Genomic DNA, 23,625 nt, shown 5'->3' with positions numbered 1-23,625 from the left:
CTACTTGCTTTCATTGCTCAAGAGTTGATCTAAGGCATAAATATCCGGCACAAGAACCTGACGGGCTTTACTACCTTCAAACGGTCCAACAATACCCGCAGCTTCCAATTGGTCCACAATTCTCCCGGCCCTATTGTACCCTAATTTCAACTTTCGTTGTATTAATGAGGCCGAACCTTGTTGTGCAATAACTATTACTTCTGCCGCTTCCCTAAACATAGCATCACGGTCAGAGATATTGTAATCAATACTTGTGCCAGAATCATCGTTTCCTACATATTCTGGAAGTAAGTGCGCATCTGGATAAGCTCTCTGTGAACCAATGAATTCTGTTATCTTGGCAACTTCAGGAGTATCCACAAAGGCACATTGAATCCGAGTAACCTCATTGCCCTGGGTAAAAAGCATATCACCCCGTCCAATTAATTGATCAGCACCCTGGGCGTCTAAAATGGTCCTTGAATCTATTTTAGAAGTAACCCTAAAAGCAATCCTGGCGGGGAAATTGGCCTTAATAATCCCCGTAATTACGTTGACCGATGGCCGTTGAGTGGCAATAATCAGGTGGATACCAATAGCCCTGGCTAATTGTGCCAATCTGGCAATTGGTGTTTCTACTTCCTTCCCAGCGGTCATAATTAAATCGGCAAACTCATCAATAACCAAAACAATATATGGCAAGAACATGTGCCCATCGTTAGGGTTCAATTTTCTCGATTTAAACTTCGTATTGTACTCCTTAATATTCCTCACCATGGCCAGCTTTAACAACTCGTAACGGTTGTCCATCTCAATACAAAGAGAATTCAAAGTGTTGATTACCTTGGCATTATCGGTGATAATAGCCTCCTCCGAATCTGGCAATTTGGCCAAATAATGCCTTTCTATTTTATTGAACAGTGTAAGTTCTACTTTTTTGGGATCTATTAGTACAAACTTAACCTCTGCCGGATGCTTTTTATACAACAGGGATGTCAATACTGCATTTAATCCAACAGATTTACCCTGTCCCGTAGCACCTGCCATTAACAAGTGGGGCATTTTCGCCAAGTCTACCACAAAGGTTTCATTGCTAATAGTCTTACCAAAAGCAATGGGCAATTGCATTTCTGCTTTTTGAAATTTGCTCGAGGCTATTACGGAACGCATGGAAACAATTGTAGCGTTCTTATTCGGGACTTCGATACCAATGGTACCCTTACCAGGAATAGGAGCAATAATACGTATGCCTAAGGCCGCAAGGGACAAAGCAATATCATCCTCAAGATTTTTTATTTTTGAAATTCGCACCCCAGCATCAGGAACAATTTCATATAAGGTAACTGTGGGGCCTATAGTAGCTTTAATTTGGGCAATACCAATTTTATAATTCTTTAGGGTCTCTACAATTTTATTCTTGTTCTCTTCGAGTTCCTCCTGGTTTATAGTAATACCACCTGTGGCCCCATGCTGATCTAAAAGGTCTAATGGGGGAAATTTAAAATTACCCAATTCCAAGGTAGGATCAAATTCTCCAAAATCTTCCACAAGTTTATCCGAAATATTATCGGACTCTTCTTTTTCCTCTTTGATTTTCTCAACCTCCATGGCAATAGTCTCCTCTTCGGGACCCACCTGAACTTCAAATTCCTTCTCTTCCTCCTCTTTTGTTAGAACAGGAATATCTTTTTTATGGGTATAAGTATCTATTATAATAGGGGTTTCCACCTTTTCTTCCGTGTATAAAATATCGTTCTCCCGGTCACTGGTAACCTTAGTGGTTTTACCATTCTTGAACTCCGATGCCAAAGATTTTCCCTTGTCGTTTATATAGGCAACTGCTTTATCAGGGGAAAATTGAAACAACCTTACCAAAACAACGATCAAACCGAAAAGCAATAGTAGGAAGACACCAACTTTTCCTCCATAATCTTGAAGAAAATCGTTCATTTCATAGCCAACCATACCACCTAAAAGTGGTTTCCCTGCGGCAAAAAAGCCTAGGGCAACGGAAAACCAGATTATAAATACCAACCCCCATATCCATTTCCGGAGTAGCCCTTGTTTTTGCAAACTCAAAAACATATAAAGCCCTGTAATAAATAGAAGAAAAGTAAATATGACAGAGGATACACCAAATCCTTTATATAACACGAAATGACTTACATTGGCTCCAAATTTGTTCAATAAATTTCTTGCCTGTTCATTTCTGTTCGAAAATTCGGATAGCAAGCTCTGATCGTCCTGCCATGTAAAATAAAAGGAGACAAAAGAAAAGAATAAGGCTATACTTAAAAGCATTAACAACCCCCCAAAAATAATTTTGTTCTGTTGCGATAATTTTAAGGAAAAGCCTTTTTTATTGGGTGTTGACTTGGGTTTTCTTACCTTTTTTGCCATTAAATATTCAATTCTGGAGGCTAAATTACAAATTTACTTATGAACTCATCCGAACTTTTCCCTTTGATATCTCATTTTAAGGAAACCGCGCCTTAACCTAATATATTAAGTGCTATTACTAATATATATCAAATAAGCTTTGGAAGGTATATGATTAGGCCAATAATGGAGGCTGCAATGGACACCAACATAACCGCACCTGCTGAAATATCTTTTATGAATCCAATCTTCTGATCATATTCGGGCTGAACAAAATCGGCCATTTTCTCAATGGCAGTGTTAAGGCCTTCTATCCCTAAAACCAATCCTATTGCTAAAATTTGAAGAATCCATTCTGTGTTGGAAATTTCGAAATAAAACCCCGCTGCCGTCATCACAATAGTGATAAAAACCTGAATCTTGATACTGGACTCTGTTTTTAGTAAGAGCAATGCTCCCCTAAAAGCAAAACCAACACTTTTAATGCGATTCACCAAGAAGCTTTCCTTAGGCATCTATCAAAGCTTCTAATGCTGCCTCATAATTAGGTTCGTCAACAGTTTCCGCAACTTGTTCCGTATAAATTACTTTTCCAATTTCGTCAAGTACAACTACCGATCTGGAATGCAATGATTTAAGGGGGCCATCAATAAACTCCACACCATAAGCCTTCCCGAAGTTACCATCCCTAAAATCGGACAGCATTTCTACGTTTTCTATTCCTTCAGCACCACAAAAACGATTTTGGGCAAAAGGAAGGTCCTTGGAAACACATAAAACTTTAGTATTCTCTAATTCCGCCGCCTTCTCATTAAAATGTCTAACAGATTGTGCACATGTACCAGTATCAACACTTGGGAAAATATTCAATACTATTTTTTTTCCTTTGTACTGGGAAAAAGTACTAGTAGATAAATCTTTATTGGTCAACGAAAAGCTGGGAGCCTCAGTACCTGTGGCAGGGAGTGTTCCTATAGTGTTAATTGGGTTTCCTTTAAGTGTTACAGTAGCCATAATTATGTTTTTTAATTTTGCGTGAAAATAAAAAATATATGATTGATATGTAAGGAATAATAAATAAAAAAGTAGGATTATAAAAAGCCTAGACCTAGTAGATGAATTAATGGCAAATCCCTATACCCAATGGATTGTCCAAAGAAATAGAGGGATTTACCACTATCAGGTTGAGAGGGGGCTTTTACAACTACTTGTCAATAGCGCCAACAACCCTCTGCATAAATTCGTTTAAAGCCTCTTTTTGGGGCTTCCCTTCTTTAATGGATTTTTGAACCTCTAAGGCTCCGTACAAATTGGAAATCAATTCGCCAATTACATCCAATTCCTCATCTTTTAGTGAAGAAACTTCGGTTATGGATTCCAATGTCTCTATGGTTTCCAATACATAGTCCTCATCATTTTCAGCGATGAAGGTGGTTAGGTGTTTAATTACTGGTAATTTCACTTATCAATTCTTTTAAAACATCATATTTATTGGTCTGAACCTGATTCTTAAATTCCCCATCACTAAAAATGGCGAAAGTGGGAAGATTGTCCACATTGGCCAACTTTCTGGATTCAGGGAATTTTTCCGCATCTGCAAGAACAAAAGTAATTTTCTCATTTGAGGAGGCTTCTTTTTTAAACTTGGGCTTCATTATTCTACAATTACCGCACCACGAAGCCGAATATTGAACGACCACATTTTTATTTTGATCAATAATCTCTTGAAGATTATCATTTTCCAATTCAAGTAGCATACTTTATTATTTTAATTAGTGAAAAAGGAGTCAGTTTTATTCCAAAACTGACTCCCATATGTGTATCCTGTTCTTAATTTGCGTGTGCAGACAAATAACTGGCAACACCATTCCTGTCCGCAGTCATTGCATCTTTACCTTCTTCCCAGTTGGCAGGACAAACTTCTCCTTTTTCTTGAACATGGGTAAAGGCATCGATCAAACGTAAATACTCATTTACATTTCTACCCAGTGGCATATGATTTACTCCTTCGTGGAAAACTGTACCTTCTTCATCAATTAAATAAGTGGCACGGTAAGTTACATTGTCACCATCAACCATAACAACACCAGTTTCCTCATTATACTGTTCATTGGTAATATCCAAAATACCTAAAGTAGATGCTAGGTTCCTATTACTGTCGGCAAGAATAGGATAAGTAACTCCCTCTATACCGCCATTATCCTTAGCAGTACTTAACCATGCAAAATGAACTTCGGCTGTATCACATGAAGCACCTATAACCAAAGTGTTTCTTTTTTCAAATTCGCCCAAAGCCGCTTGAAAAGCGTGCAATTCTGTTGGACAAACAAAAGTGAAATCTTTTGGATACCAAAACAAGATCACTTTCTTGTTATTTTTTTGAGCTTCCTCCAAAACATTCAGTTTAAAAGTGTCGCCCAAATCGTTCATTGCATTAACACTAAGATTTGGGAATTTTTTACCTACTAAAGTCATATTTATAAATTTTATATTGTTTTTTCTGATGTAAAATTACAGCTAAATAAAGCGGTTTGAGTTATTCTGGATTTAAAAATCTTATTCCAATATAGCCAATGTATATACCTGTGCACTTTCTTCCATTTACTTGTTAGTTCGAAAAAAAACAGGGTCTAAAATTCCTAATTTGACAATAGAATGAGGTAAAAAATATCAAGTTTGTTTTTGGGTGATTTAAGTAACTTCAAAAAACAAATAAATGTTTGTAAATAATCTATTTTCTGGTTTGAAGAAGTTTATTTAGGATGCATCCACAAATAGCTTTAAAATCCTTTGAAAGAAAGCGTCAATTACCTCAGGGTAATTTCATTAGGTATCGAAAGGAAACTACTTATACTATTTGGACGCCCACCTGAACGGAACGGGCAGGCCTGCCCGTTCCGTTCAGGTGGGCAATGCTATGAGCATTCAAATCTCACCTAGTAAGTAAAAAAAAGCGTGAATCTAACAGAGATACTTACCCCTATGAAGATTTCCGAAAATGAATTCCAAACTACTACCTTATCAAGCAGCAACTGAAGGTGTTTTAAGCTGTCTGATCTTCAGGTGTAATGCTGCAAATAAAAGAGTCATAAAAGGACTTAGCCAATTAAAAATGGCATAAACAAAATATTCGGCCACGCCGACACCAAGCACTCCGGACTGGTAGGCCCCACAAGTATTCCACGGAATTAAAACAGAGGTTACAGTTCCCGAATCCTCTAAAGTACGACTCAAATTTTCAGGAGCCAAGCCCTTATCATGAAAGGCTTTCTTGAACATTTTACCAGGAATAACGATGGCTAGATATTGATCGCTGGCAATAGCGTTTAGCCCAACACAACTCATCACTGTACTGGCAAACAGACCAAAAACGGAACTTGCTATGGATAATAAGGATTTAGTAATTCTGGCCAATGCCCCAATTCCATCCATTATACCTCCAAATACCATGGCGCAGCATATTAGCAATATGGTCCAAAGCATACCCTGCATCCCACCGGCACTGAACAAATCGTTCAACTTTTCATTTTCAGTTACTATAGCCGTATCAGTGAAAATTGCATTAAAAATAGCGGTTACATTGGAATCGGAAAGCGTTTCCAATACTTCTGTTTGAAAAAACAAGGCAAACACCCCGGCTAGAGCTACACCTGTTCCCAAGGCAATAAGTGGCTTTGTTTTAAAAAGTATGAGTGCTATTACCACCCCTGGCACAATAAATAAATACGGGCTTATATTAAACGTGCTATTAATAGTTCCTAATAATGCACTAACATCCGCACTCCCTGAGGTTTCTATGTTAAAGCTTATTATCGTAAAAACTACCAGGGTTATTAAAATTGTAGGAACAGTTGTAATGGTCATATATTTTATATGAGTAAACAGATCTGTCCCTGCCATGGCGGGTGCCAAATTGGTGGTATCGCTTAAAGGGGACATCTTATCTCCGAAATAGGCCCCTGAAATTACGGCTCCGGCAATCATCCCGGGATTAATGCCCAATGCCGTCCCAATACCCACAAGTGCTATGCCCACAGTTGCAGAGGTTGTCCATGAACTTCCTGTAGCCACGGAGATTATCGCAGCAATAACCACGGAAGCTGGCAAAAAAATAGAGGGATTCAAAACCATAAGTCCGTAATAGACCATGGCAGGGATAACACCACTAACCAACCAAGTACCCGCCAAGGCGCCTACCAAAAACAAAATCATAATAGGGACCAGTACACTTCTTAGATTTTCCAGGACTTCAAGTCCCATTGTTTTTAGAGAAGTTTTATTAAATAACCCCACAATGGCGCTAATAGCGCCACCGATTAATAAAATAATCTGATTGGAATATTCCCCGAACCATTCCCCATCGGCATAGAAAATATTATAAGCCAACATCATCATCAAAATAACTACTGGGATTAGAGCTTCCCAGATGTTCAATTCCTTATTTTCTACAATATGTTCATTTTCAGGTCCAGCGGGATTAGTGCTAAAGTTTTGCATCTATTGGCTATTAGTTTCTTCGTAATATTACGATTTTGAAATCTGTTCTGCAAACTCAACCTTACTCCTCTTTCTTTATCTGTTTTAAGATTTCCAATTGAATCAAGCAGTCTTTCATGGCCATATATGTCCTATGAATATGATCGTCCAATCCAATTGAAAACCGAATTAAACCATTGGACAAGCCCATTTCCAATTGCTCTTCCATTGGGATTTCTGAAGAGGTAGATGTTCCGGGGGCACTAAACAGGGTTTTATAAAAGCCTAAACTAACGGCCAAATATCCCAAATGTTTCTTTTGCATTAATTCCATTAAGGCATTGGCATTTTCCAAGGACCCAACATCCAAGGTCATTAAGCCGCCAAAGCCATATTCCGCATTAAATTGTTTTTTCATAAGCCCGTGTCCAGCATGGGATTCTAACCCTGGATACACCACACGCAATCCGTCTTTTTCAAAATTTTGCGCCAAATAAAGGGCATTTTCGCTATGTTTTTTTATCCTAATGTGCAGTGTTCGCATATTCTTTAAAATGGAGGAAGCCCTTAAACTATCCAGAGTACTGCCCAACAACATACCAGCGCCACTATTCACATCCTTTAGGTCCAAACAAAAATCTTTGGTACCACAAACTACTCCAGCCACACAATCGCTGGTACCATTTATAAACTTAGTTAAACTGTGAATAACAATATCGGCTCCCAATTGTATAGGAGATATGGATAAGGGAGAAAAAGTATTATCCACCACTAATGGAATATTATGCTTTTTGGCTAGTTTGGAAAGCGCCACAATATCTGCCACTTCCAATAAGGGGTTACTTACAGACTCACAATAGATCAATTTTGTTTTTGGAGTAATGGCCTTGGCCACTTCCTCCAATTTTGTAGTATCTACAAAGGAAGTTGCTATATTGAATTTCTTTAAAAAATTCTTCATTAAGGCATAAGTACCTCCATAGATGGTCCTACTGCTTACAATATGGTCTCCTGCATTGCATAACTGCATAATTACAGCACTTATGGCTCCCATACCACTGGCAGTTACATTGGCCGTTTCTGTACCTTCCAAAGCGGCCAATGCCTCACCCAAATAGAGGTTGGAAGGGGAGGAGTGCCTGCTATACAGATAACAGCCTTCCGTATTCCCCTCAAAAGTATCGAACATGGTTTTTGCCGATATAAAAGTATAGGTAGAGGAATCGGAAATAGAAGGATTTACCCCACCATATTCCCCAAAATACTGTAAGTCCTGTAAATCATCAGATGCCTTGAAATTCATAGTTGAATATTTAATTTACTATAAAATTAAATATTTTGTAGTTATTAGTCAACCAAATACATATAATGTAGATTATAAATCTACTAATTGTAACATATTTAGTTTATATTTAATACATACTGTAAAATACAGACCTGCCAGAGAAAATATATCACTATGAAGTTTGATGAAATCGACATTAAATTATTGGGTTTGCTTCAAAATGATAGCAAAAGGACCACAAAAGAATACGCCTTACTATTAAATTTATCAGTAACTGCCATATACGAACGTATTAAAAGATTAGAGAAATTAGGGGTAATTACCAAATATGTGGCTTTGGTTGACAAAAGGAAAGTAGATAAGGCCTTTACCGTACTTTGTCATATTAACCTGGTCCAGCATAAAAAAGAATATGTGCTCCTATTTGAACGGGAAGTACATAAATTAAATGAGGTAGCCGAATGTTATCACACCAGCGGGGATTACGACTATATTTTAAAAATATATGTGGCCAGCATGGAAGAGTACCGAGAGTTTATGATAACCAAACTCACTGCCATAAATCATATTGGAAGTACCCAAAGTTCATTTGTAATCAATGAGGTAAAAAGTACTACAGAAGTATTTCTTTAACATTTAATATCCATATAACGTTAATATCCCATTGAATATGTATGTTGCCCAACAATAAAACATTCGTATTTTTGTGCTCACAATGAATAAACTAATCTTTTCAATACAATTATAATATGACCCAATACGATGTAGCCATAATAGGCTCAGGTCCTGGTGGATATGTTGCAGCAATCCGTTGTGCCCAGTTAGGAATGAAAACTGCAATAATTGAAAAATATTCAACTTTGGGAGGTACATGCCTTAATGTAGGATGTATTCCTTCTAAAGCCCTATTGGACTCTTCCCATCATTATGAAGATGCGGTGAAACATTTTGAAGAGCATGGAATTGAAATTCCAGGGGAAATCAAGATAAACCTTGAAAAAATGATTGCTAGGAAACAAGCCGTGGTGGATCAAACCAGTTCTGGTGTAAAGTTTCTTATGGATAAAAATAAAATAGAAGTTTACGAGGGCTTGGGAAGCTTTAAAGATGCTACCCATGTCAACATAGTAAAGAACGACGGTAAAACAGAAACTATCGAGGCTAAAAATATAATTATTGCCACGGGGTCTAAGCCTTCTACTTTGCCTTTTATAAAATTAGATAAAAATAGGGTCATTACTTCAACGGAAGCTTTAAAACTTAAAGAAATACCCAAACATTTAATAGTTATTGGCGGCGGAGTTATTGGCCTGGAATTGGGACAGGTTTATAAACGCTTAGGTGCGGAAGTAACGGTTATTGAATTCATGGACCGTATTATTCCTGGGATGGATGGAGCACTTTCAAAAGAACTTTTGAAAGTAATGAAGAAGCAAAAGGTAAAATTTAATTTATCGCATAAGGTAAAATCTGTCGAGGCCAAAGGCAAAGAGGTAATTGTTAAAGCTGAGGACAAGAAAGGTGAAGAGATCACCTTTACGGGGGACTATTGTTTGGTTTCAGTAGGAAGGAGACCTTTTACGGACGGTTTAAATTTAGAGGCTACCGGTGTAAAATTGGAAAAAAATAACACTATAGCGGTCAATGACCATTTACAGACCAATGTGTCCAATATTTATGCTATTGGAGATGTAGTAAGAGGTCCCATGTTGGCGCACAAGGCTGAAGAAGAGGGCGCTTTCGTTGCCGAGGTATTGGCAGGACAAAAGCCCCATATAGATTACAACTTAATTCCCGGAGTAGTTTACACTTGGCCAGAAGTAGCAGCAGTAGGTAAAACGGAAGAACAATTAAAAGAAGCCGGAGTTGAATATAAGGTAGGTCAGTTTCCAATGCGTGCTTTGGGACGGGCAAGGGCCAGTATGGACTTGGATGGCTTTGTCAAAATTTTGGCCGATAAAAAGACAGATGAAGTTTTGGGAGTACATATGATTGGAGCCCGTATGGCCGATGTTATTGCCGAGGCAGTTACGGCCATGGAATTCAGAGCTTCGGCCGAAGATATTTCTAGAATGAGCCATGCTCACCCAACCTTTGCGGAAGCTGTAAAAGAAGCGGCTTTAGCTGCTACTGACAATAGAGCTTTGCATGTTTAATTAATGTTTATTGCAAAACAAAAGCCCCATTGGAATAAATCTAATGGGGCTTTTACTTTGTAATAATCTCTATCTATTTCTTGTGGGGATACAAATTGTATTTACAACTTATGTGTACCATCACAAAAGGGTGGATTCTTGGTCAGTTTACAAGTGCACAAATGGGCCCTTTTATCCTCTTCCGCAATAAAGACCAAAGGGGGTGTAGCGTTTTCCGCCTTATGGGAACCATCGCAAAAAGGTTGAACACTACTATGACTACAAGTACACCACTTATATTTTTTATCCTTCTCTAATTCCACCGCTATTGGTGAAAATTTTTTATTCGTCTCGCTCATCTATATTTTTTGTGCGAAAATAAGGGAAAGGTAATTAGGAAAAAGAAAGTACTCCTAATTTTTTACCAATCTAAATAAGCGCATCAACGTCAACTTGGATTTTAGGACAAAGGCCTTTAATAAGGATTGCCCTTCTTCATTCAACCAGGACTCGCCTTTTAGTTGAACAGTCCTAACAGCGTTGGACACTTGCAGTTTTATATAAACTTTGTTCCTTTCGTATTGCAGGGCCAAGACCGTAGTTGTTAGCATAAAAACAAAGGCACCAATAATAACAACAGTAGGGGAGAGACTGTGGTTCAAGAAATAGTAAAGTCCCAAACCGGTAAAACTTCCGTACAATATAATGTAATGGATCACATAAATGGAGAGGGTGCTTTGCCCGATCTTCAGTACCGTACTATTGCTCATAAATCTTCTAAACAACATAAATACGGCAAATACCAAGGATACATCCCCTAATCTTATAAACAAATAGTTGTTGAAGTAAACCTTAGAAAAAATAAGCAATCCCGTCCAGTTATATAGCTTTAAAAAGAACCCTGAGGAATAAAACATAAGGCCAAGACCAACAATGGTAAAACTGGTAATGGCTGCCGGATATAGATATTTGAAATTCTTAAACCTGGTAAACAAGACCGACATAAACGCACCAATGGTTGCATACCCAAACCATGGCATAATGGTAAACACGGACCCATTAGCCTTTGTAAGGTAGTTAGCCAATAATTCTGGCAGGTAAAAATGCGCGTATTGTTTATAATTGGGTTCCAATACAAATAAAATTAGGGTTGTTGCCAATAAAATTCCTGGGAACAGAAATTTGTTTTTTGCAATAGTCAGAAGATAAATTCCGATAATACCCAAAATAGAAAGACCAATACAATGTAAGACATCAACTAGATAAAATGAACCGTAAATCTGGCCTTTCAATAATCCAAAAAAGTTTAGTCTAAGCAGGTAGCCAATCGCCAATAATTGCAAGCCACGTTTAACTCCTTTTTTGACCCTTGGGTTGTTGAATCCAATTTCATTTCCTTTTATTAAGAGGTAGGTAAATATAAAACCGGATACCGTAAAAAACACGGGTGCCGTAACACCCCTAAAATATTTCCATACAGAAAAGACGCTATTGGTATTATCCCTAAATGCATTGTCCAACAAGCCATCCACAAAATGTCCCTGCAACATCATAAGGATAGCCCATGCCCTCATTGCATCAATAAAATAAAGTCTTAGGTTATTATTGCCCATATTTGCTTTGGTATACATCCTATATACTTGTATAACAGTGGTTTTGGATGTTTGCGGGTGCAAAATTATACAAATTCCTCGCAATTCAATCTATTTTGCGGTATTTTCGTTGTTCAATTTTTAAATAATTTCGGATGTCTCGTATTTTGGCCTTTGCAGGGAGTAACTCCAGCACCTCCATTAATTATAAATTGGTAAAATATACCACCTCACTCATAAAGGATCAAAACATTAGTCTAATAAACATGGTGGATTACAATTTCCCCGTCTTTAGTGAGGATTTGGAAAGAAATGAAGGGTATTCCGAAATGTTAACGGGCCTAAAGGACAAGATTGTCAATGCCGATGGCTTGATTATTTCCGTAAACGAACACAATAGCAATCCGTCTGCATATTTCAAGAATGTATTGGATTGGTTATCACGAGTGGACAGGAATTACCTAGCCGATACCAAGATTTTACTTATGTCCTGTTCCGGTGGTAGAAGGGGAGGGATGGGTTCCTTGGAGGTTACCAAAGGAATTTTACCCCGATTTGGTGGAGAAATTGTAGCTACCTTTTCTTTGCCATCCTTTAATCATACCTTTGATGAGACCAAGGGTATAACCGACCTTGAACTCGCCAAGGCCCATAAAAATGCATTGGAAATGTTCTTGTCACAAATTTAAAAGTCTTTGCGAAATAAAGCATCTTTTACCGTCTCGGACATAACAAGTTTTAAGCAATCCTTATTACTTTGGTCCCAACAATATTATGAAATTGTTTGGCTGGACAGCAATGCACATAAAACAAAGTACAGCTCCTTTGATGGCATGCTTGCGGTGGATGCACTAACATCGATTGTAACGGATACTCAAAATGCATTTGAAGATCTCAAAACCTACCAATCCAACACCAAGGATTGGATTTTTGGCTATTTATCCTATGATCTAAAAAATGATACGGAACGGCTCACCTCGGCCAATGTTGATGGATTGAATTTCCCTGACCTATATTTTTTTCAGCCTAAGAAGTTGATAAGAATAGAGGGGGCGGTAGTCACCTTTCTATATCTTAATATGGTGGCAGATGAAATTGAAGCGGATTTTGAGTCGATCAATAAGACAAAGCATGCCCTAATTTCGGATTTGGAAGTTGAATCCAACATTCGCATTAAACTTAGAATTTTTAAGGACGACTATTTTAGTCGGGTAAGGAAAATGTTGCAGCATATCCATAGAGGAGATATTTATGAGGCTAACTTTTGTCAGGAATTTTATGCCGAAAACACAAAAATTGATCCATTAAGAACCTATCAAAAGCTAAATTCCATAACCCGGGCACCTTTTTCAGCTTTTTTAAAAATAAACGATAAATACTTATTGTCTTCCTCTCCAGAACGATATATAAAAAAGATGGGAGATAGGATAATATCGCAGCCCATTAAGGGTACAGCAAAGCGCTCCTTAAATATAAAGGAGGATAAAATATTGGTAAAGACCTTGGAGAACGACGAAAAGGAAAGGGCTGAAAATATTATGATCGTAGATTTGGTCAGGAACGATCTTTCCAAAAGTGCCCTAAAAGGGACTGTTAAAGTTGAAGAACTTTGCCAGGTTTACACCTTTGATCAAGTGCATCAAATGATCTCCACTATATCAGCAGTGGTTCCCAGTACCAAAAACCCTGTGGATATAATTAAGGAAACCTTTCCCATGGGCAGTATGACCGGAGCCCCAAAAGTATCCGCTATGCGGATCATAGAAGTACTGGAAGCTTCAAAAAGAGGACTCTATTCCGGTACCGTTGGCTATTTTACTCCAGAAAACGATTTCGATTTTAATGTCGTTATTCGAAGTATTCTTTATAATAAAACGGCCAAATATGTTTCTTTTTCCGTGGGGAGTGCCATTACTGCAAAGGCAATACCGGAAAAGGAATATGAAGAATGCCTACTTAAGGCAAAGGCCATGAGGCAGGTCCTAGAAAATTAATGTCCCGCTGTTGGTAATCACCAATTTTCAATTTAACTTAACCTTTTAAAAGATTAGGAATAAGTACTATTCTATACTTTAATAACTATGGATATAATTCTGCTTGATATACAATATAAGGACATCCCTATTTATGCATGGTACACCAGACCAGAAATAGTGAAAGGAGCGGTTGTCCTTGTCCATGGCTTTGGGGAACATTCCGGCCGATACTTGGATGACGTAGTCCCTAAACTATTGGAAGAAAATTTGGCCGTATTTTCCTATGACAATATAGGTCATGGAAAATCTGGCAAAAAACGCGGTCATTGTCCCAATTACAGTTCATTGTTAGAACTATTGGACAACCTCATTGCAAAGGTTAGATTATTCAATCCCAATAAACCTATCTTTCTATACGGTCATAGTATGGGTGGGAATTTGGTTTTGAACCATGCCTTGAGTATAAAATCCAATTTAGCAGGTATTGTAGCCACAAGCCCTTATCTTAAATTAGCCTTTCAACCTCCAAAATGGAAAATGGCCTTAGGGAAGGCCATGTTGAAATTATTTCCTTCCATTACCATGTCCTCTGGATTAAACCCCCAGCATATCTCTAGGATTACCAGGGAAGTGGAAAAATACAAAGCAGACCCATTGGTTCATGATAAAGTAAGCCCTATGTATTCCTTCCCTATTATGGAAGCGGGGGAGTGGGCCATAAATAATGCCTATAAGCTAAAGACCCAAACCCTGCTACTTCATGGAACAGGGGATGAAATTATAGACTACAGGGCCACACAAAATTTTCACGAAAATTCAAGTGTTACTGAGCTTCATTTAATTGATGGCGCCTATCACGAATTGCATAAAGATGTTGGTAGTAAAGTTACTTTGGATATAATCGCCTTGTGGTTAAGGAATAAGATGGACGACTTCTATGACCAGGTATAGCTGCAATCATTTTTGTTACGTAAATTAGCATTGTGCTAGAGAATTTCAGTAATCACATAGACCAGAACTTCCCCCATCTAAGAGACGGTAAATTTATATTGGCCTGCAGTGGCGGAATCGATAGTGTGGTTCTCGCCCATTTGTGTTTTTCCTCTAAAATGGATTTCACAATAGCCCATTGCAACTTTAAATTACGTGGTCTGGAAAGTGATAAGGACGAGGAACATGTTAGAGTTATGGCCGCGGCATTCGCCAAGGATATTTTCGTAACCAGTTTTGATACACTTGGCTACATTGCCAAACATAAAACCAACTTGCAAATTGCGGCAAGGGACCTCCGTTATAAATGGTTTTCGGAAATAATGAAGGGGAACAATATTAAAACCCTTGTTACAGCACACCACGCAGATGACAGTTTGGAAACCTTTCTAATTAACTTATCCAGAGGAACGGGTATTGAAGGCCTAACGGGTATACCATCACTCACAGCTAACATCTCCAGGCCCTTATTAAGGTTTTCTCGATCTGAAATTGTGGCCTATGCCGAAGACCAGGATTTAAAGTGGAGAGAGGACGCCAGTAATGAAAATACAAAATATTTAAGGAATAATATTCGCCATAATATAATTCCAAAACTAAAGGAACTAAATCCCAATTTTTTAAGTAACTTTTTAAAGACACAGGAGTATCTTGGACAGACCCAAGAAATATCAGCCACCCATATCAGGCATTTAAGAGGGGAACTATTTAGTAAAGTAGGCGAAGTGGAAAAGGTAAAAGTAGCCTCATTGTTGGCTCTGAATCCTACCAGAGCTTATCTATTTCATTTCTTTAGGGATTTCGGCTTTACGCAATGGGAAGACATTTTTGGTTTGTTAAGTGCCAATAGCGGAAAGGAAGTTCATTCCAATACGCATAGGCTACTGAAAGATCGGGACTTTTTGTTATTGAAACCAAAAGAACAAGAGGACACTAAGGTTTTTAATATTGAAGAAAGACAAGACGTTCTAACGGAACCTATTTCTTTAAAATTCAGTAAGGTAAAATCTATAGGGGAGAGTTTTCCAAAAGCGATTTACGTAGATAAAGAAAAGTTAAAGTACCCCCTAACTGTCCGTAAATGCGAAAAAGGAGACTATTTTTACCCCCTTGGAATGTTGGGAAAGAAAAAGGTATCAAAATACTTCAAGGATGAGAAGATGGATATCTTTGCCAAAGAAAATCAATGGTTGTTGTGTTCCGGACACGATATTGTTTGGATCATAGGAAAACGCGCCGATGACCGTTTCAAAATAACAGAAAAGACTAAAGAAATTTTAAAGATTATTTTCGAATAATGAAGTATATACTAGGATTAATTTTATTGGTGTTCGGTTTTTTTCTTGGATTTTCCCAAACGGATGAGAATCCCGCAATATGGACTTATGAGGCGGAGAAAATATCGGATACCGAGTATAACCTGATCATTAAGGCCGATATTTATGAAGGCTGGCACATATATTCACAATTTACGGATGAAAATGGTTCTTTGCCAAGTGAGTTGGCTTTTGAAAAAGTAGGTGAAGACTATGAATTGGTGGGAAGCACAACAGAAAGTGAAACCCTAACCGAATACTCCGATATTTTTGAGGTAGATGAAACTTTCTTTAAGGAAAAAGCGGTATTCACCCAGAAAATAAAATTACTAAACCCAGAGATCACTCAGGTAGAAGTTGGTCTGTTCTATCAAATTTGTAAAGAAGTTTGTATCCCTAAAGATGAAATATTCCATATTTCTTTAACCGGAGAGGAAGTAGTGGTCGCAGAGCAAATCGTAGACCAACGTAGTCTGGACATGAGCAATGCACTAAAGCTTGATCTAAAGAACAAGGATTTGCTAGTTAACGGAGATGACAATGCCGTAAATGAAAAATCGGGACTGTGGACCATTTTTGTTTTGGGATTTTTGGGCGGATTAATTGCGCTTTTAACACCCTGCGTTTTTCCGATGATACCATTAACAGTTTCATTCTTTACCAAACAGGGAGGAAATAGATCTAAGGGGATTGCAAATGCCTTGTTGTACGGCTTTTTCATAGTTCTAATATACTTTTTATTGAGTTTACCCTTTCATCTGTTTGATTCGGTTGATTCGCAAATACTGAATACTATAGCTACCAATGTCTGGCTAAACCTATTTTTCTTTCTCATATTTATATTTTTTGCCTTTTCATTTTTTGGATATTATGAATTAACGCTACCAAGTTCCTGGGCTAATAAAATGGACTCGGCCTCCACCAAAGTAGGAGGCGCATTCGGCATCTTTTTTATGGCTGTTACTTTGGCCATAGTTTCCTTCTCATGTACCGGTCCTATTTTAGGTGGATTATTGGGAAGTACTGCTTTGGCAGACGGAGATGTGGCTACCAACCTTTCCATGGGGATGGTCGGCTTTGGAGTCGCATTAGCGTTGCCTTTTGGCCTTTTTGCCTTGTTCCCTGCTTGGCTTAATTCCCTACCAAAATCCGGGGGATGGATGACAACGGTAAAGGTTACCCTTGGTTTCTTGGAATTGGTATTGGCATTTAAATTTTTGTCCAATGCCGATTTAGTAGGCAATTGGGGGATTTTTAAACGGGAAATTTTCCTAGGAATTTGGATATTATTATTTGTATTGCTTTCCCTTTACCTATTTGGAATATTTAGATTTCCACATGACGGCCCCAAACAACGTTTATCAGTCGGGAGAAAGCTTACGGCCATCCTCAGTACCGCATTTGCCGTCTATTTGATACTAGGCTTATCTAAGGTTACCGACCTAAAATTATTGAGCGGTTTTCCGCCACCTCATTTTTACAGTATTTTTGAAACAGAGAGTGATTGTCCCTTGGGAATAGACTGTTTTAAGGACTTTGACAAAGGTCTTGCGTATGCCAAAAAGGTGAACAAACCAGTACTATTGGATTTTACGGGTTGGGCCTGTGTGAATTGTAGAAAAATGGAGGAAACAGTTTGGAGCGAACCGGATATTTACCCAATCCTAAAAGACGAATATGTCTTGATATCGCTTTACATAGATGACCGAAAGGAATTGCCTGTAGAAGAACAATTCGATTTTAAATATGAGTCTGGACGCGTTAAGAAAATAAATACCATTGGCGAAAAATGGGGTACTTTTCAAACTTTGAATTTCAATGCTGCTTCACAACCATATTACGTACTCCTTTCCCCGGATTTGGAAATTTTGAACAGTGCTGTCCAATATACGGATAGGGATACCTACAAAGAATGGTTAAAAACAGGGGTAAGTAATTTTAAGGAATTGGGGCTGCTTAAATAAAATGCCATTAAATCCTTGTCCTGAACAGGTGTGGAAGCCCTAAGATTTGTAAAAAATTCTCCTAATCAACAAAAATAAATTCAACCTTTATGAAGAAGATTATTTTTATTTTATCAGCTATTGTTCTGGTATCCTGTGGAAGAATGGGGGTTCAAACTTCCAATAAAACCAATACAGAAAATGTTGACACCTACAACCCTAGTGATTTTTATAATAAACAAGAGGTAACTATATCCATGCGGGACGGGATAAAATTGCATACTACCATTTATTCCCCAAAGGACACTTCCAAAAAGTATCCCATTATTATGTCTAGGACGCCATACAGCTGTAGGCCCTACGGATCTAGTGAATTCAAAGCACTAATATCACCCAATAGAAAAATGATGAATGAGGGGAATATTGTGGTCTATCAGGATGTACGCGGCAGATGGAACAGTGAAGGTTTGTATGACAATATGAGAGCCTATATACCAAACAAAAAAGAAGGGGAAGTGGATGAGGCATCGGATACCTATGATACCATAGAATGGTTGATTAATAATGTGCAGAACCACAATGGCAATGTAGGTGTTTGGGGAATTTCCTATCCCGGATTTTATTCCACCTATTCTTTGTTGGATGCCCACCCGGCATTAAAAGCGGTTTCACCTCAGGCGCCAATTGGAGATTTCTTTTTTGACGATTTTCATCATAACGGCGCATATTTACTAAGCTATTGGAGGGCTACGGCAGTATTTGGTTATATGAAAAACCAACCTACTACCGAAGAATGGTATACTTTTCCAGATCTGGGTACGGAAGATCAATATCAATTTTTCCTGGACGCCGGCCCCTTATCCAATTTGGACAAATATTATAAGGAGGACAATGTTTTTTGGCAACAACTTAAAGAGCACCCAAATTATGATGATTTTTGGCAGAAGCGAGGAATCATCCAACATTTGGAAAATATTAAACCTGCAGTGATGACCGTAGGAGGGTGGTTTGATGCCGAAGACCTTTACGGTCCATTAAATACTTATGTTCACATAGAAAAAAATAGTTCTAATTATAACACCATAGTAATGGGACCCTGGAGTCATGGAGACTGGTCTAAGGAAACAAAACGCCAGGCTATTGGTAATGTTTATTTTGGGGATGATATCTCCAAATTCTATCAAGAGAATATTGAAACCAAATTTTTTAATCACTTTCTAAAAGGGGAGGGTGGAACCTCTGGTTTGCCCGAAGCCTATGTTTTTGATACCGGTACTAAAGAATGGAATACTTTTGACAGTTGGCCGCCTAAAAATACCACTAAGGAAACTTATTCCCTTCAGAGAAATCAGAGACTAGGCCAAATTGCCACAAGGGAATATTCATTTCAGGAATTTGTTAGCGACCCAAAAAAACCGGTACCTTATACCGAGGACATAAAAATGGTGTTTACGCCACGTAAGTTCATGACAGATGATCAGCGTTTTGCCGCCCGTAGACCAGATGTTTTGGTTTTTGAGACAGAACCTTTGGAAGAACCCCTTACCCTTGCCGGTGATATTATGGCAAAACTTAGTATTTCCACCACAGGTACCGATGCGGATTGGATCGTAAAGGTAATAGACGTTTATCCTCCAGGTCATGAGGACTACGAGGAAACCCAATCGTATTTAAAAATGGGTAATTATCACCAAATGGTACGTAGCGAAACCATGCGGGGCAGATTCAGGAACGATTTTTCGAAACCAGAACCTTTTGTACCAGAAGAGGTTACACAGGTAGATATTCAGCTTCAGGATGTTTTTCATACTTTTAAAAAGGGTCATAAACTGCAGGTGCAGGTTCAAAGTACAATGTTTCCGTATATAGATATTAATCCACAGACCTATGTGGACAATATTTTTGAAGCAAAACCTGACGATTTTCAAAAACAAACACATCGTGTATACAACACATCCTTAATAGAATTTACCCTATTAAAGCCCTGAAATCCTGAAAGAATATTCCCATTAAAATAAAAAAAGGTGCCTCTTGAGGTACTTTTTTTATACCCCAAATTAATATACCTTTAATTAGGTAAAAAACATATTCATGTGAAAATAATTAGAAAGTTATTCTGGCTAATATTAGGAATTATGATTGCCCTGGCTATTGGCACTGCAGTATATATTTATACCCACAATCCAGAATATGCCGGCACCAAGGAGTTGGAAAAGCTAAACAACAAGGTGGAGGTTTATTTTGACACCTATGGCATACCTCATATATATGCAAATTCGGAAGAAGATGCTCTAAGAAGTCTCGGGTATGTACATGCGCAGGACAGATTATGGCAAATGGAATTGTTGCGAAGGATCGGCAAGGGTGGGCTTTCAGAAATTTTTGGGGAGGACATGCTTAAGACAGATAAATTCTTTTTGTCCTTGGGTATAGATGATGCCTCTTCTAAAACTGTGGAAAAGATTTCTAAAAATAGCCTCACGGTCCAACTATCACAGGCGTATTTGGATGGTATAAATCAATATATCAAAGAAGGGCCCACGCCCATAGAATTTCATCTTACCGGATTAAAAAAGACGCCATTTACGCTCAAGGATATCTATAATACCGTTGGTTACATGGCCTTTAGTTTTGCAATGGCCCATAAAACCGACCCCCTGCTTACTAACATCAAGAACAAATTAGGGCCTGATTATTTAACTGATTTGGGTGTGGACACAGATCCCAATTCTACATTAATAAAGACTTATAGACCTACCCTTCGCGATTCTATTAAAAATGAGGTGGCCGGCCTCGTTTCAGAGGTATTAAAGAATTTTCCGGTACCGCAATTTGAAGGTAGCAATTCTTGGGTCATAGCCCCCAATAAGACTAAAAATGGCAAGGTAATATTCGCTAATGATCCCCATATAGGTTTTGCTCAACCCTCTGTTTGGTATGAGGCACATCTAAATGCCCCGAACTACGAAAAGTATGGCTATCATTTGGCTGGCATACCCTTTCCGATATTTGGCCACGACAGAAAGTTGGCATATGGGATTACTATGTTTGAAAACGATGATATAGACTTCTATTATGAGGAGGAAAATGAGAATAACGCCAACTCCTATAAAACACCCTCTGGATGGAAAAAATATAAAGTTATTTCCAAAACTATAAAAGTAAAAGGAAAGAAAGACGTTATTTTCACTTATAAAAAATCTGATCACGGTCCCATTCTGAACGGTATTGCCGAGCAAGTGTCAGATCCACGCCCAATAGCCATGTCCTGGATTTATACAAAAGTGGAAAATAAGGTCATGGATGGCCTTTACGGCATGTCTCACGCCCAAAATCTATCTGAATTCCGAGAATCACTACCCAATATACACGCACCTGGTTTAAACATTATGTATGGCGATGCCATGGGGAATGTGGCATGGTTTGCAACGGCAAAATTATATGAAATGCCAGATAGCACTAATACCAAGTTTATTTTAGAAGGAAGTTTGGGAAAAGACGAGCCCATACGTTATTTGGATTTTTCTGAAAATCCAATGGCCATTAACCCCCCATGGAACTATGTGTATTCTGCCAACAATCAGCCCGATTCCATAAATGGCAGGTTTTACCCCGGTTATTACTTACCTGAAAATAGGGCGAAACGCATTGTATCTCTTTTAGCGCCCAAAGACGACTGGGACAAGGAGGCCGTACAGGAGATGTTGTTGGATGTTACCTCTGGTGTAAATACCGAAGTGGTTACCAATTTATCCAAAAGCATGGAGGTTAAGGAGATGAATGAGAAACAGATCGCGATCTTGGACAAATTGAACCTATGGGATGGCGGTAGTCAATTGCACCAAATAGAACCAAGTATATACCATCGTTGGATCTATTTTATACTTAAAAATACTTTCGAAGATGAATTGGGTACTGAGCTGTTTGATCAAATGTTGGACACGCACTTCCATAAACGCCTTATAGCCCAAATGGCAGCAAAAGAAACCTCAGTTTGGTGGGACGATATAAACACCAAAGACAGTGTAGAAACAAAAAGAGAAAGGGTAAACCTCTCCTTTAGACAGGCCTACAAGTCTTTGGAAGAGGAATTTGGCAAAAACCCTAATAAATGGACATGGAATAAGCTGCACACCCTGGAACACGGACATCCTATAGGACAGATCAAGGCTTTAAGGTCACTTTTTAATGTTGGTCCTTTTCCTGTTTCCGGAACAAGGGAGGTCATCAATAATATGTATTTTAAATATGATGACACAGGGTATTACCCTGTTACCTCAGGTCCGTCTACCAGAAGGGTTATCGACTTTTCGGATATTGAAAACAGCACTAGTATTCTTCCCACAGGGCAATCGGGAAATCCTTTCAGCAAACATTATGACGATCAGGCCGAAATGTACAATCAGGGGAAATTTCGAAAAATGATGATGAACAAAGAGGAGATTATTAATACCCAGAAATCATTACTGATTTTTGAACCGACTAAAAAATAATTAACCCAGAATTGTCATTGAGCATTAACTAATAGTTGGTACTTGACATAGGAAATCGATCTTGACTAGTAATCTGTACAGTGATTAATTGAAAGTTCCGTCACATCGAGTGATCAGACAAAGGAGGATTGTATCGAGAAGTAGACGCGGAACAATAACCAGTTAACAATTAGCAATTAACAATGGTTAGTGAACAGTTGCAGTTTTTAGTCACAAGTAATATACTTCTAACACTTGTCTATTGGATAAACGTCTGTCCGTTCGAGTGCATCCCGATAACTTTTGGGAGAGAACTAGTTGCCTTCATAAAATCGAAAGTCCAATGTCGAAGTTTAAATATTTAGGCCCATCTCGAGTTTCAGTTACATTAAGCCCATAATTACTTAAAATTTAGCACAATAGCTACACCAAAAAATTTATTTTATTTACTTACATTTAAATAAATAATAGGTAAATGCTTACAAAAGTTTATGGTAGTGCTGTTTTTGGGGTAGAAGCAACGACGATCACCGTTGTAGTAGTATACTAATATGACAAAATAGTGATAAGTCTTGAAACACCAATAAAATGAACACCTCAACACGTAAACCACTAAAAAAATATCCAAGTAAAGTAATTTAAACTTTAACATTTGGATTTACCTATACAAGTAAATAACCACGGGAAATGTAGCCCAGACCTCCCCCTAAATATTTTTTTTAAAAATAAGTTGTAAATAGGCTTGACTTCGGGGTGAATATTTAGTATATTTTGGTATAGAATGTTGGTAATGATGCTAGTCAGCTAACAGGCTATTTTTATTTAATATGAAATTACCTACTACAAGCCTATGGCAAATAAACGACCATAGCGAAAAAATGTCCTTGCAAGAGCGCAAAGACGGACATTTGTTAATCGTCTTTTTAAACACTTATAACGATATCGAAACCGCCCTGAAATACACTACTCCCCATCTGTAAGACAGCTTAAAGGTATTCCTTAGTTTATCATGATGCCATTTTTTTAGCATTATAAATTTGATCGGGCGGCACTTTTCCTATTTCGGTATGCCTTCTTTTGGT

General features: G+C 38.1%; 20 protein-coding genes. 10 read left to right on the top strand and 10 right to left on the bottom strand.

Annotated elements, in window-relative coordinates; all coding sequences use genetic code 11:
- The 8 genes from CWD90_RS04980 to CWD90_RS04945 form a co-directional block, all read right to left on the bottom strand.
- Nucleotides 1-2,379: an FtsK/SpoIIIE family DNA translocase gene (locus tag CWD90_RS04980; protein WP_103474838.1), complete on the bottom strand. Its 2,379-nt coding sequence runs from the start codon at nucleotides 2,377-2,379 to the stop codon at nucleotides 1-3.
- Between the two features lie 128 nt (nucleotides 2,380-2,507).
- Nucleotides 2,508-2,873: a diacylglycerol kinase family protein gene (locus tag CWD90_RS04975; RefSeq protein WP_103474837.1), complete on the bottom strand. Its 366-nt coding sequence runs from the start codon at nucleotides 2,871-2,873 to the stop codon at nucleotides 2,508-2,510.
- On the bottom strand, nucleotides 2,866-3,372 hold the full coding sequence (tpx, locus tag CWD90_RS04970; RefSeq protein ID WP_103474836.1) for a thiol peroxidase: 507 nt from the start codon (nucleotides 3,370-3,372) through the stop codon (nucleotides 2,866-2,868). Before tpx ends, CWD90_RS04975 begins: the two co-directional genes overlap by 8 nt.
- A gap of 190 nt (nucleotides 3,373-3,562) precedes the next feature.
- A complete protein-coding gene (locus CWD90_RS04965; protein WP_103474835.1) occupies nucleotides 3,563-3,820 on the bottom strand; it encodes a DUF6952 family protein in 258 nt (85 codons plus the stop codon).
- Nucleotides 3,801-4,115 carry a thioredoxin family protein gene (locus tag CWD90_RS04960; protein WP_103474834.1) on the bottom strand — a complete coding sequence of 105 codons (315 nt, stop codon included), beginning with the start codon at nucleotides 4,113-4,115 and terminating at the stop codon, nucleotides 3,801-3,803. Before CWD90_RS04960 ends, CWD90_RS04965 begins: the two co-directional genes overlap by 20 nt.
- A gap of 73 nt (nucleotides 4,116-4,188) precedes the next feature.
- Complete coding sequence (locus CWD90_RS04955; protein ID WP_103474833.1) at nucleotides 4,189-4,833, bottom strand: peroxiredoxin; 645 nt, start codon at nucleotides 4,831-4,833, stop codon at nucleotides 4,189-4,191.
- 546 nt (nucleotides 4,834-5,379) lie between these two features.
- The gene (locus CWD90_RS04950; RefSeq protein WP_103474832.1) at nucleotides 5,380-6,855 is read right to left on the bottom strand and encodes a Na+/H+ antiporter NhaC family protein; all 1,476 of its coding nucleotides are present in this window, start codon (nucleotides 6,853-6,855) and stop codon (nucleotides 5,380-5,382) included.
- A gap of 61 nt (nucleotides 6,856-6,916) precedes the next feature.
- Entirely contained in the window at nucleotides 6,917-8,137 is a 1,221-nt protein-coding gene (locus CWD90_RS04945) for an aminotransferase class I/II-fold pyridoxal phosphate-dependent enzyme (RefSeq protein ID WP_103474831.1), read from the bottom strand.
- A 156-nt stretch (nucleotides 8,138-8,293) separates the two neighbouring features.
- Here CWD90_RS04945 and CWD90_RS04940 point away from each other — a divergent pair, with 156 nt between their 5' ends.
- Nucleotides 8,294-8,752, top strand: a complete 459-nt coding sequence (locus CWD90_RS04940; protein WP_103474830.1) for an Lrp/AsnC family transcriptional regulator — start codon at nucleotides 8,294-8,296, stop codon at nucleotides 8,750-8,752.
- Between the two features lie 116 nt (nucleotides 8,753-8,868).
- The gene (gene lpdA / locus CWD90_RS04935) at nucleotides 8,869-10,275 is read left to right on the top strand and encodes a dihydrolipoyl dehydrogenase (RefSeq protein ID WP_103474829.1); all 1,407 of its coding nucleotides are present in this window, start codon (nucleotides 8,869-8,871) and stop codon (nucleotides 10,273-10,275) included.
- Nucleotides 10,276-10,376: 101 nt separating this feature from the next.
- Here lpdA and CWD90_RS04930 read toward each other — a convergent pair whose 3' ends face one another.
- Together CWD90_RS04930 and CWD90_RS04925 are read right to left on the bottom strand one after the other, a co-directional pair.
- Nucleotides 10,377-10,613, bottom strand: coding sequence for a CDGSH iron-sulfur domain-containing protein (locus CWD90_RS04930; protein WP_103474828.1), 237 nt, complete (start codon nucleotides 10,611-10,613; stop codon nucleotides 10,377-10,379).
- Nucleotides 10,614-10,667: 54 nt separating this feature from the next.
- Complete coding sequence (locus CWD90_RS04925) at nucleotides 10,668-11,885, bottom strand: heparan-alpha-glucosaminide N-acetyltransferase domain-containing protein (RefSeq protein WP_239986464.1); 1,218 nt, start codon at nucleotides 11,883-11,885, stop codon at nucleotides 10,668-10,670.
- A gap of 116 nt (nucleotides 11,886-12,001) precedes the next feature.
- Between CWD90_RS04925 and CWD90_RS04920 the strand changes: the two genes are divergently transcribed.
- The 8 genes from CWD90_RS04920 to CWD90_RS22980 all read left to right on the top strand — a co-directional run bounded on the left by CWD90_RS04920 (nucleotide 12,002) and on the right by CWD90_RS22980 (nucleotide 23,523).
- Nucleotides 12,002-12,535, top strand: coding sequence for an NADPH-dependent FMN reductase (locus CWD90_RS04920; protein ID WP_103474827.1), 534 nt, complete (start codon nucleotides 12,002-12,004; stop codon nucleotides 12,533-12,535).
- Between the two features lie 6 nt (nucleotides 12,536-12,541).
- Nucleotides 12,542-13,840 carry an anthranilate synthase component I family protein gene (locus tag CWD90_RS04915; RefSeq protein WP_103474826.1) on the top strand — a complete coding sequence of 433 codons (1,299 nt, stop codon included), beginning with the start codon at nucleotides 12,542-12,544 and terminating at the stop codon, nucleotides 13,838-13,840.
- A gap of 87 nt (nucleotides 13,841-13,927) precedes the next feature.
- Nucleotides 13,928-14,773 (top strand): alpha/beta hydrolase, encoded by an 846-nt coding sequence (locus CWD90_RS04910; protein WP_103474825.1) that lies wholly within the window; start codon nucleotides 13,928-13,930, stop codon nucleotides 14,771-14,773.
- A gap of 32 nt (nucleotides 14,774-14,805) precedes the next feature.
- Nucleotides 14,806-16,110: a tRNA lysidine(34) synthetase TilS gene (gene tilS / locus CWD90_RS04905; RefSeq protein WP_103474824.1), complete on the top strand. Its 1,305-nt coding sequence runs from the start codon at nucleotides 14,806-14,808 to the stop codon at nucleotides 16,108-16,110.
- Nucleotides 16,110-18,092 carry a protein-disulfide reductase DsbD family protein gene (locus tag CWD90_RS04900; RefSeq protein WP_103474823.1) on the top strand — a complete coding sequence of 661 codons (1,983 nt, stop codon included), beginning with the start codon at nucleotides 16,110-16,112 and terminating at the stop codon, nucleotides 18,090-18,092. The genes tilS and CWD90_RS04900 overlap by 1 nt, the downstream gene beginning before the upstream one ends.
- An 89-nt stretch (nucleotides 18,093-18,181) precedes the next feature.
- A complete protein-coding gene (locus CWD90_RS04895; protein ID WP_103474822.1) occupies nucleotides 18,182-20,059 on the top strand; it encodes a CocE/NonD family hydrolase in 1,878 nt (625 codons plus the stop codon).
- Nucleotides 20,060-20,164: 105 nt separating this feature from the next.
- Entirely contained in the window at nucleotides 20,165-22,564 is a 2,400-nt protein-coding gene (locus CWD90_RS04890) for a penicillin acylase family protein (protein ID WP_103474821.1), read from the top strand.
- Nucleotides 22,565-23,370: 806 nt separating this feature from the next.
- Entirely contained in the window at nucleotides 23,371-23,523 is a 153-nt protein-coding gene (locus CWD90_RS22980; protein ID WP_157941159.1) for a hypothetical protein, read from the top strand.
- Nucleotides 23,524-23,625: the final 102 nt, after the last annotated feature.

The organism is Arenibacter catalasegens (assembly GCF_002909235.1).
GTDB classification, from domain to species: Bacteria; Bacteroidota; Bacteroidia; order Flavobacteriales; family Flavobacteriaceae; genus Arenibacter; species Arenibacter catalasegens.
The sequence above is the reverse complement of the archived record's forward strand: the minus strand, read 5'-3'. Positions and strand labels throughout refer to the sequence as shown.

Excerpts from the sequence above, each read along its gene's own strand:
- CWD90_RS04980 (WP_103474838.1), bottom strand. The coding sequence starts at position 2,379 with ATGGCAAAAAAGGTAAGAAAACCCAAGTCAACACCCAATAAAAAAGGC.
- CWD90_RS04975 (WP_103474837.1), bottom strand. The coding sequence starts at position 2,873 with ATGCCTAAGGAAAGCTTCTTGGTGAATCGCATTAAAAGTGTTGGTTTT.
- tpx (WP_103474836.1), bottom strand. The coding sequence starts at position 3,372 with ATGGCTACTGTAACACTTAAAGGAAACCCAATTAACACTATAGGAACA.
- CWD90_RS04960 (WP_103474834.1), bottom strand. The coding sequence starts at position 4,115 with ATGCTACTTGAATTGGAAAATGATAATCTTCAAGAGATTATTGATCAA.
- CWD90_RS04955 (WP_103474833.1), bottom strand. The coding sequence starts at position 4,833 with ATGACTTTAGTAGGTAAAAAATTCCCAAATCTTAGTGTTAATGCAATG.
- CWD90_RS04950 (WP_103474832.1), bottom strand. The coding sequence starts at position 6,855 with ATGCAAAACTTTAGCACTAATCCCGCTGGACCTGAAAATGAACATATT.
- CWD90_RS04945 (WP_103474831.1), bottom strand. The coding sequence starts at position 8,137 with ATGAATTTCAAGGCATCTGATGATTTACAGGACTTACAGTATTTTGGG.
- CWD90_RS04940 (WP_103474830.1), top strand. The coding sequence starts at position 8,294 with ATGAAGTTTGATGAAATCGACATTAAATTATTGGGTTTGCTTCAAAAT.
- lpdA (WP_103474829.1), top strand. The coding sequence starts at position 8,869 with ATGACCCAATACGATGTAGCCATAATAGGCTCAGGTCCTGGTGGATAT.
- CWD90_RS04930 (WP_103474828.1), bottom strand. The coding sequence starts at position 10,613 with ATGAGCGAGACGAATAAAAAATTTTCACCAATAGCGGTGGAATTAGAG.
- CWD90_RS04925 (WP_239986464.1), bottom strand. The coding sequence starts at position 11,885 with ATGTATACCAAAGCAAATATGGGCAATAATAACCTAAGACTTTATTTT.
- CWD90_RS04920 (WP_103474827.1), top strand. The coding sequence starts at position 12,002 with ATGTCTCGTATTTTGGCCTTTGCAGGGAGTAACTCCAGCACCTCCATT.
- CWD90_RS04910 (WP_103474825.1), top strand. The coding sequence starts at position 13,928 with ATGGATATAATTCTGCTTGATATACAATATAAGGACATCCCTATTTAT.
- CWD90_RS04900 (WP_103474823.1), top strand. The coding sequence starts at position 16,110 with ATGAAGTATATACTAGGATTAATTTTATTGGTGTTCGGTTTTTTTCTT.
- CWD90_RS04895 (WP_103474822.1), top strand. The coding sequence starts at position 18,182 with ATGAAGAAGATTATTTTTATTTTATCAGCTATTGTTCTGGTATCCTGT.
- CWD90_RS22980 (WP_157941159.1), top strand. The coding sequence starts at position 23,371 with ATGAAATTACCTACTACAAGCCTATGGCAAATAAACGACCATAGCGAA.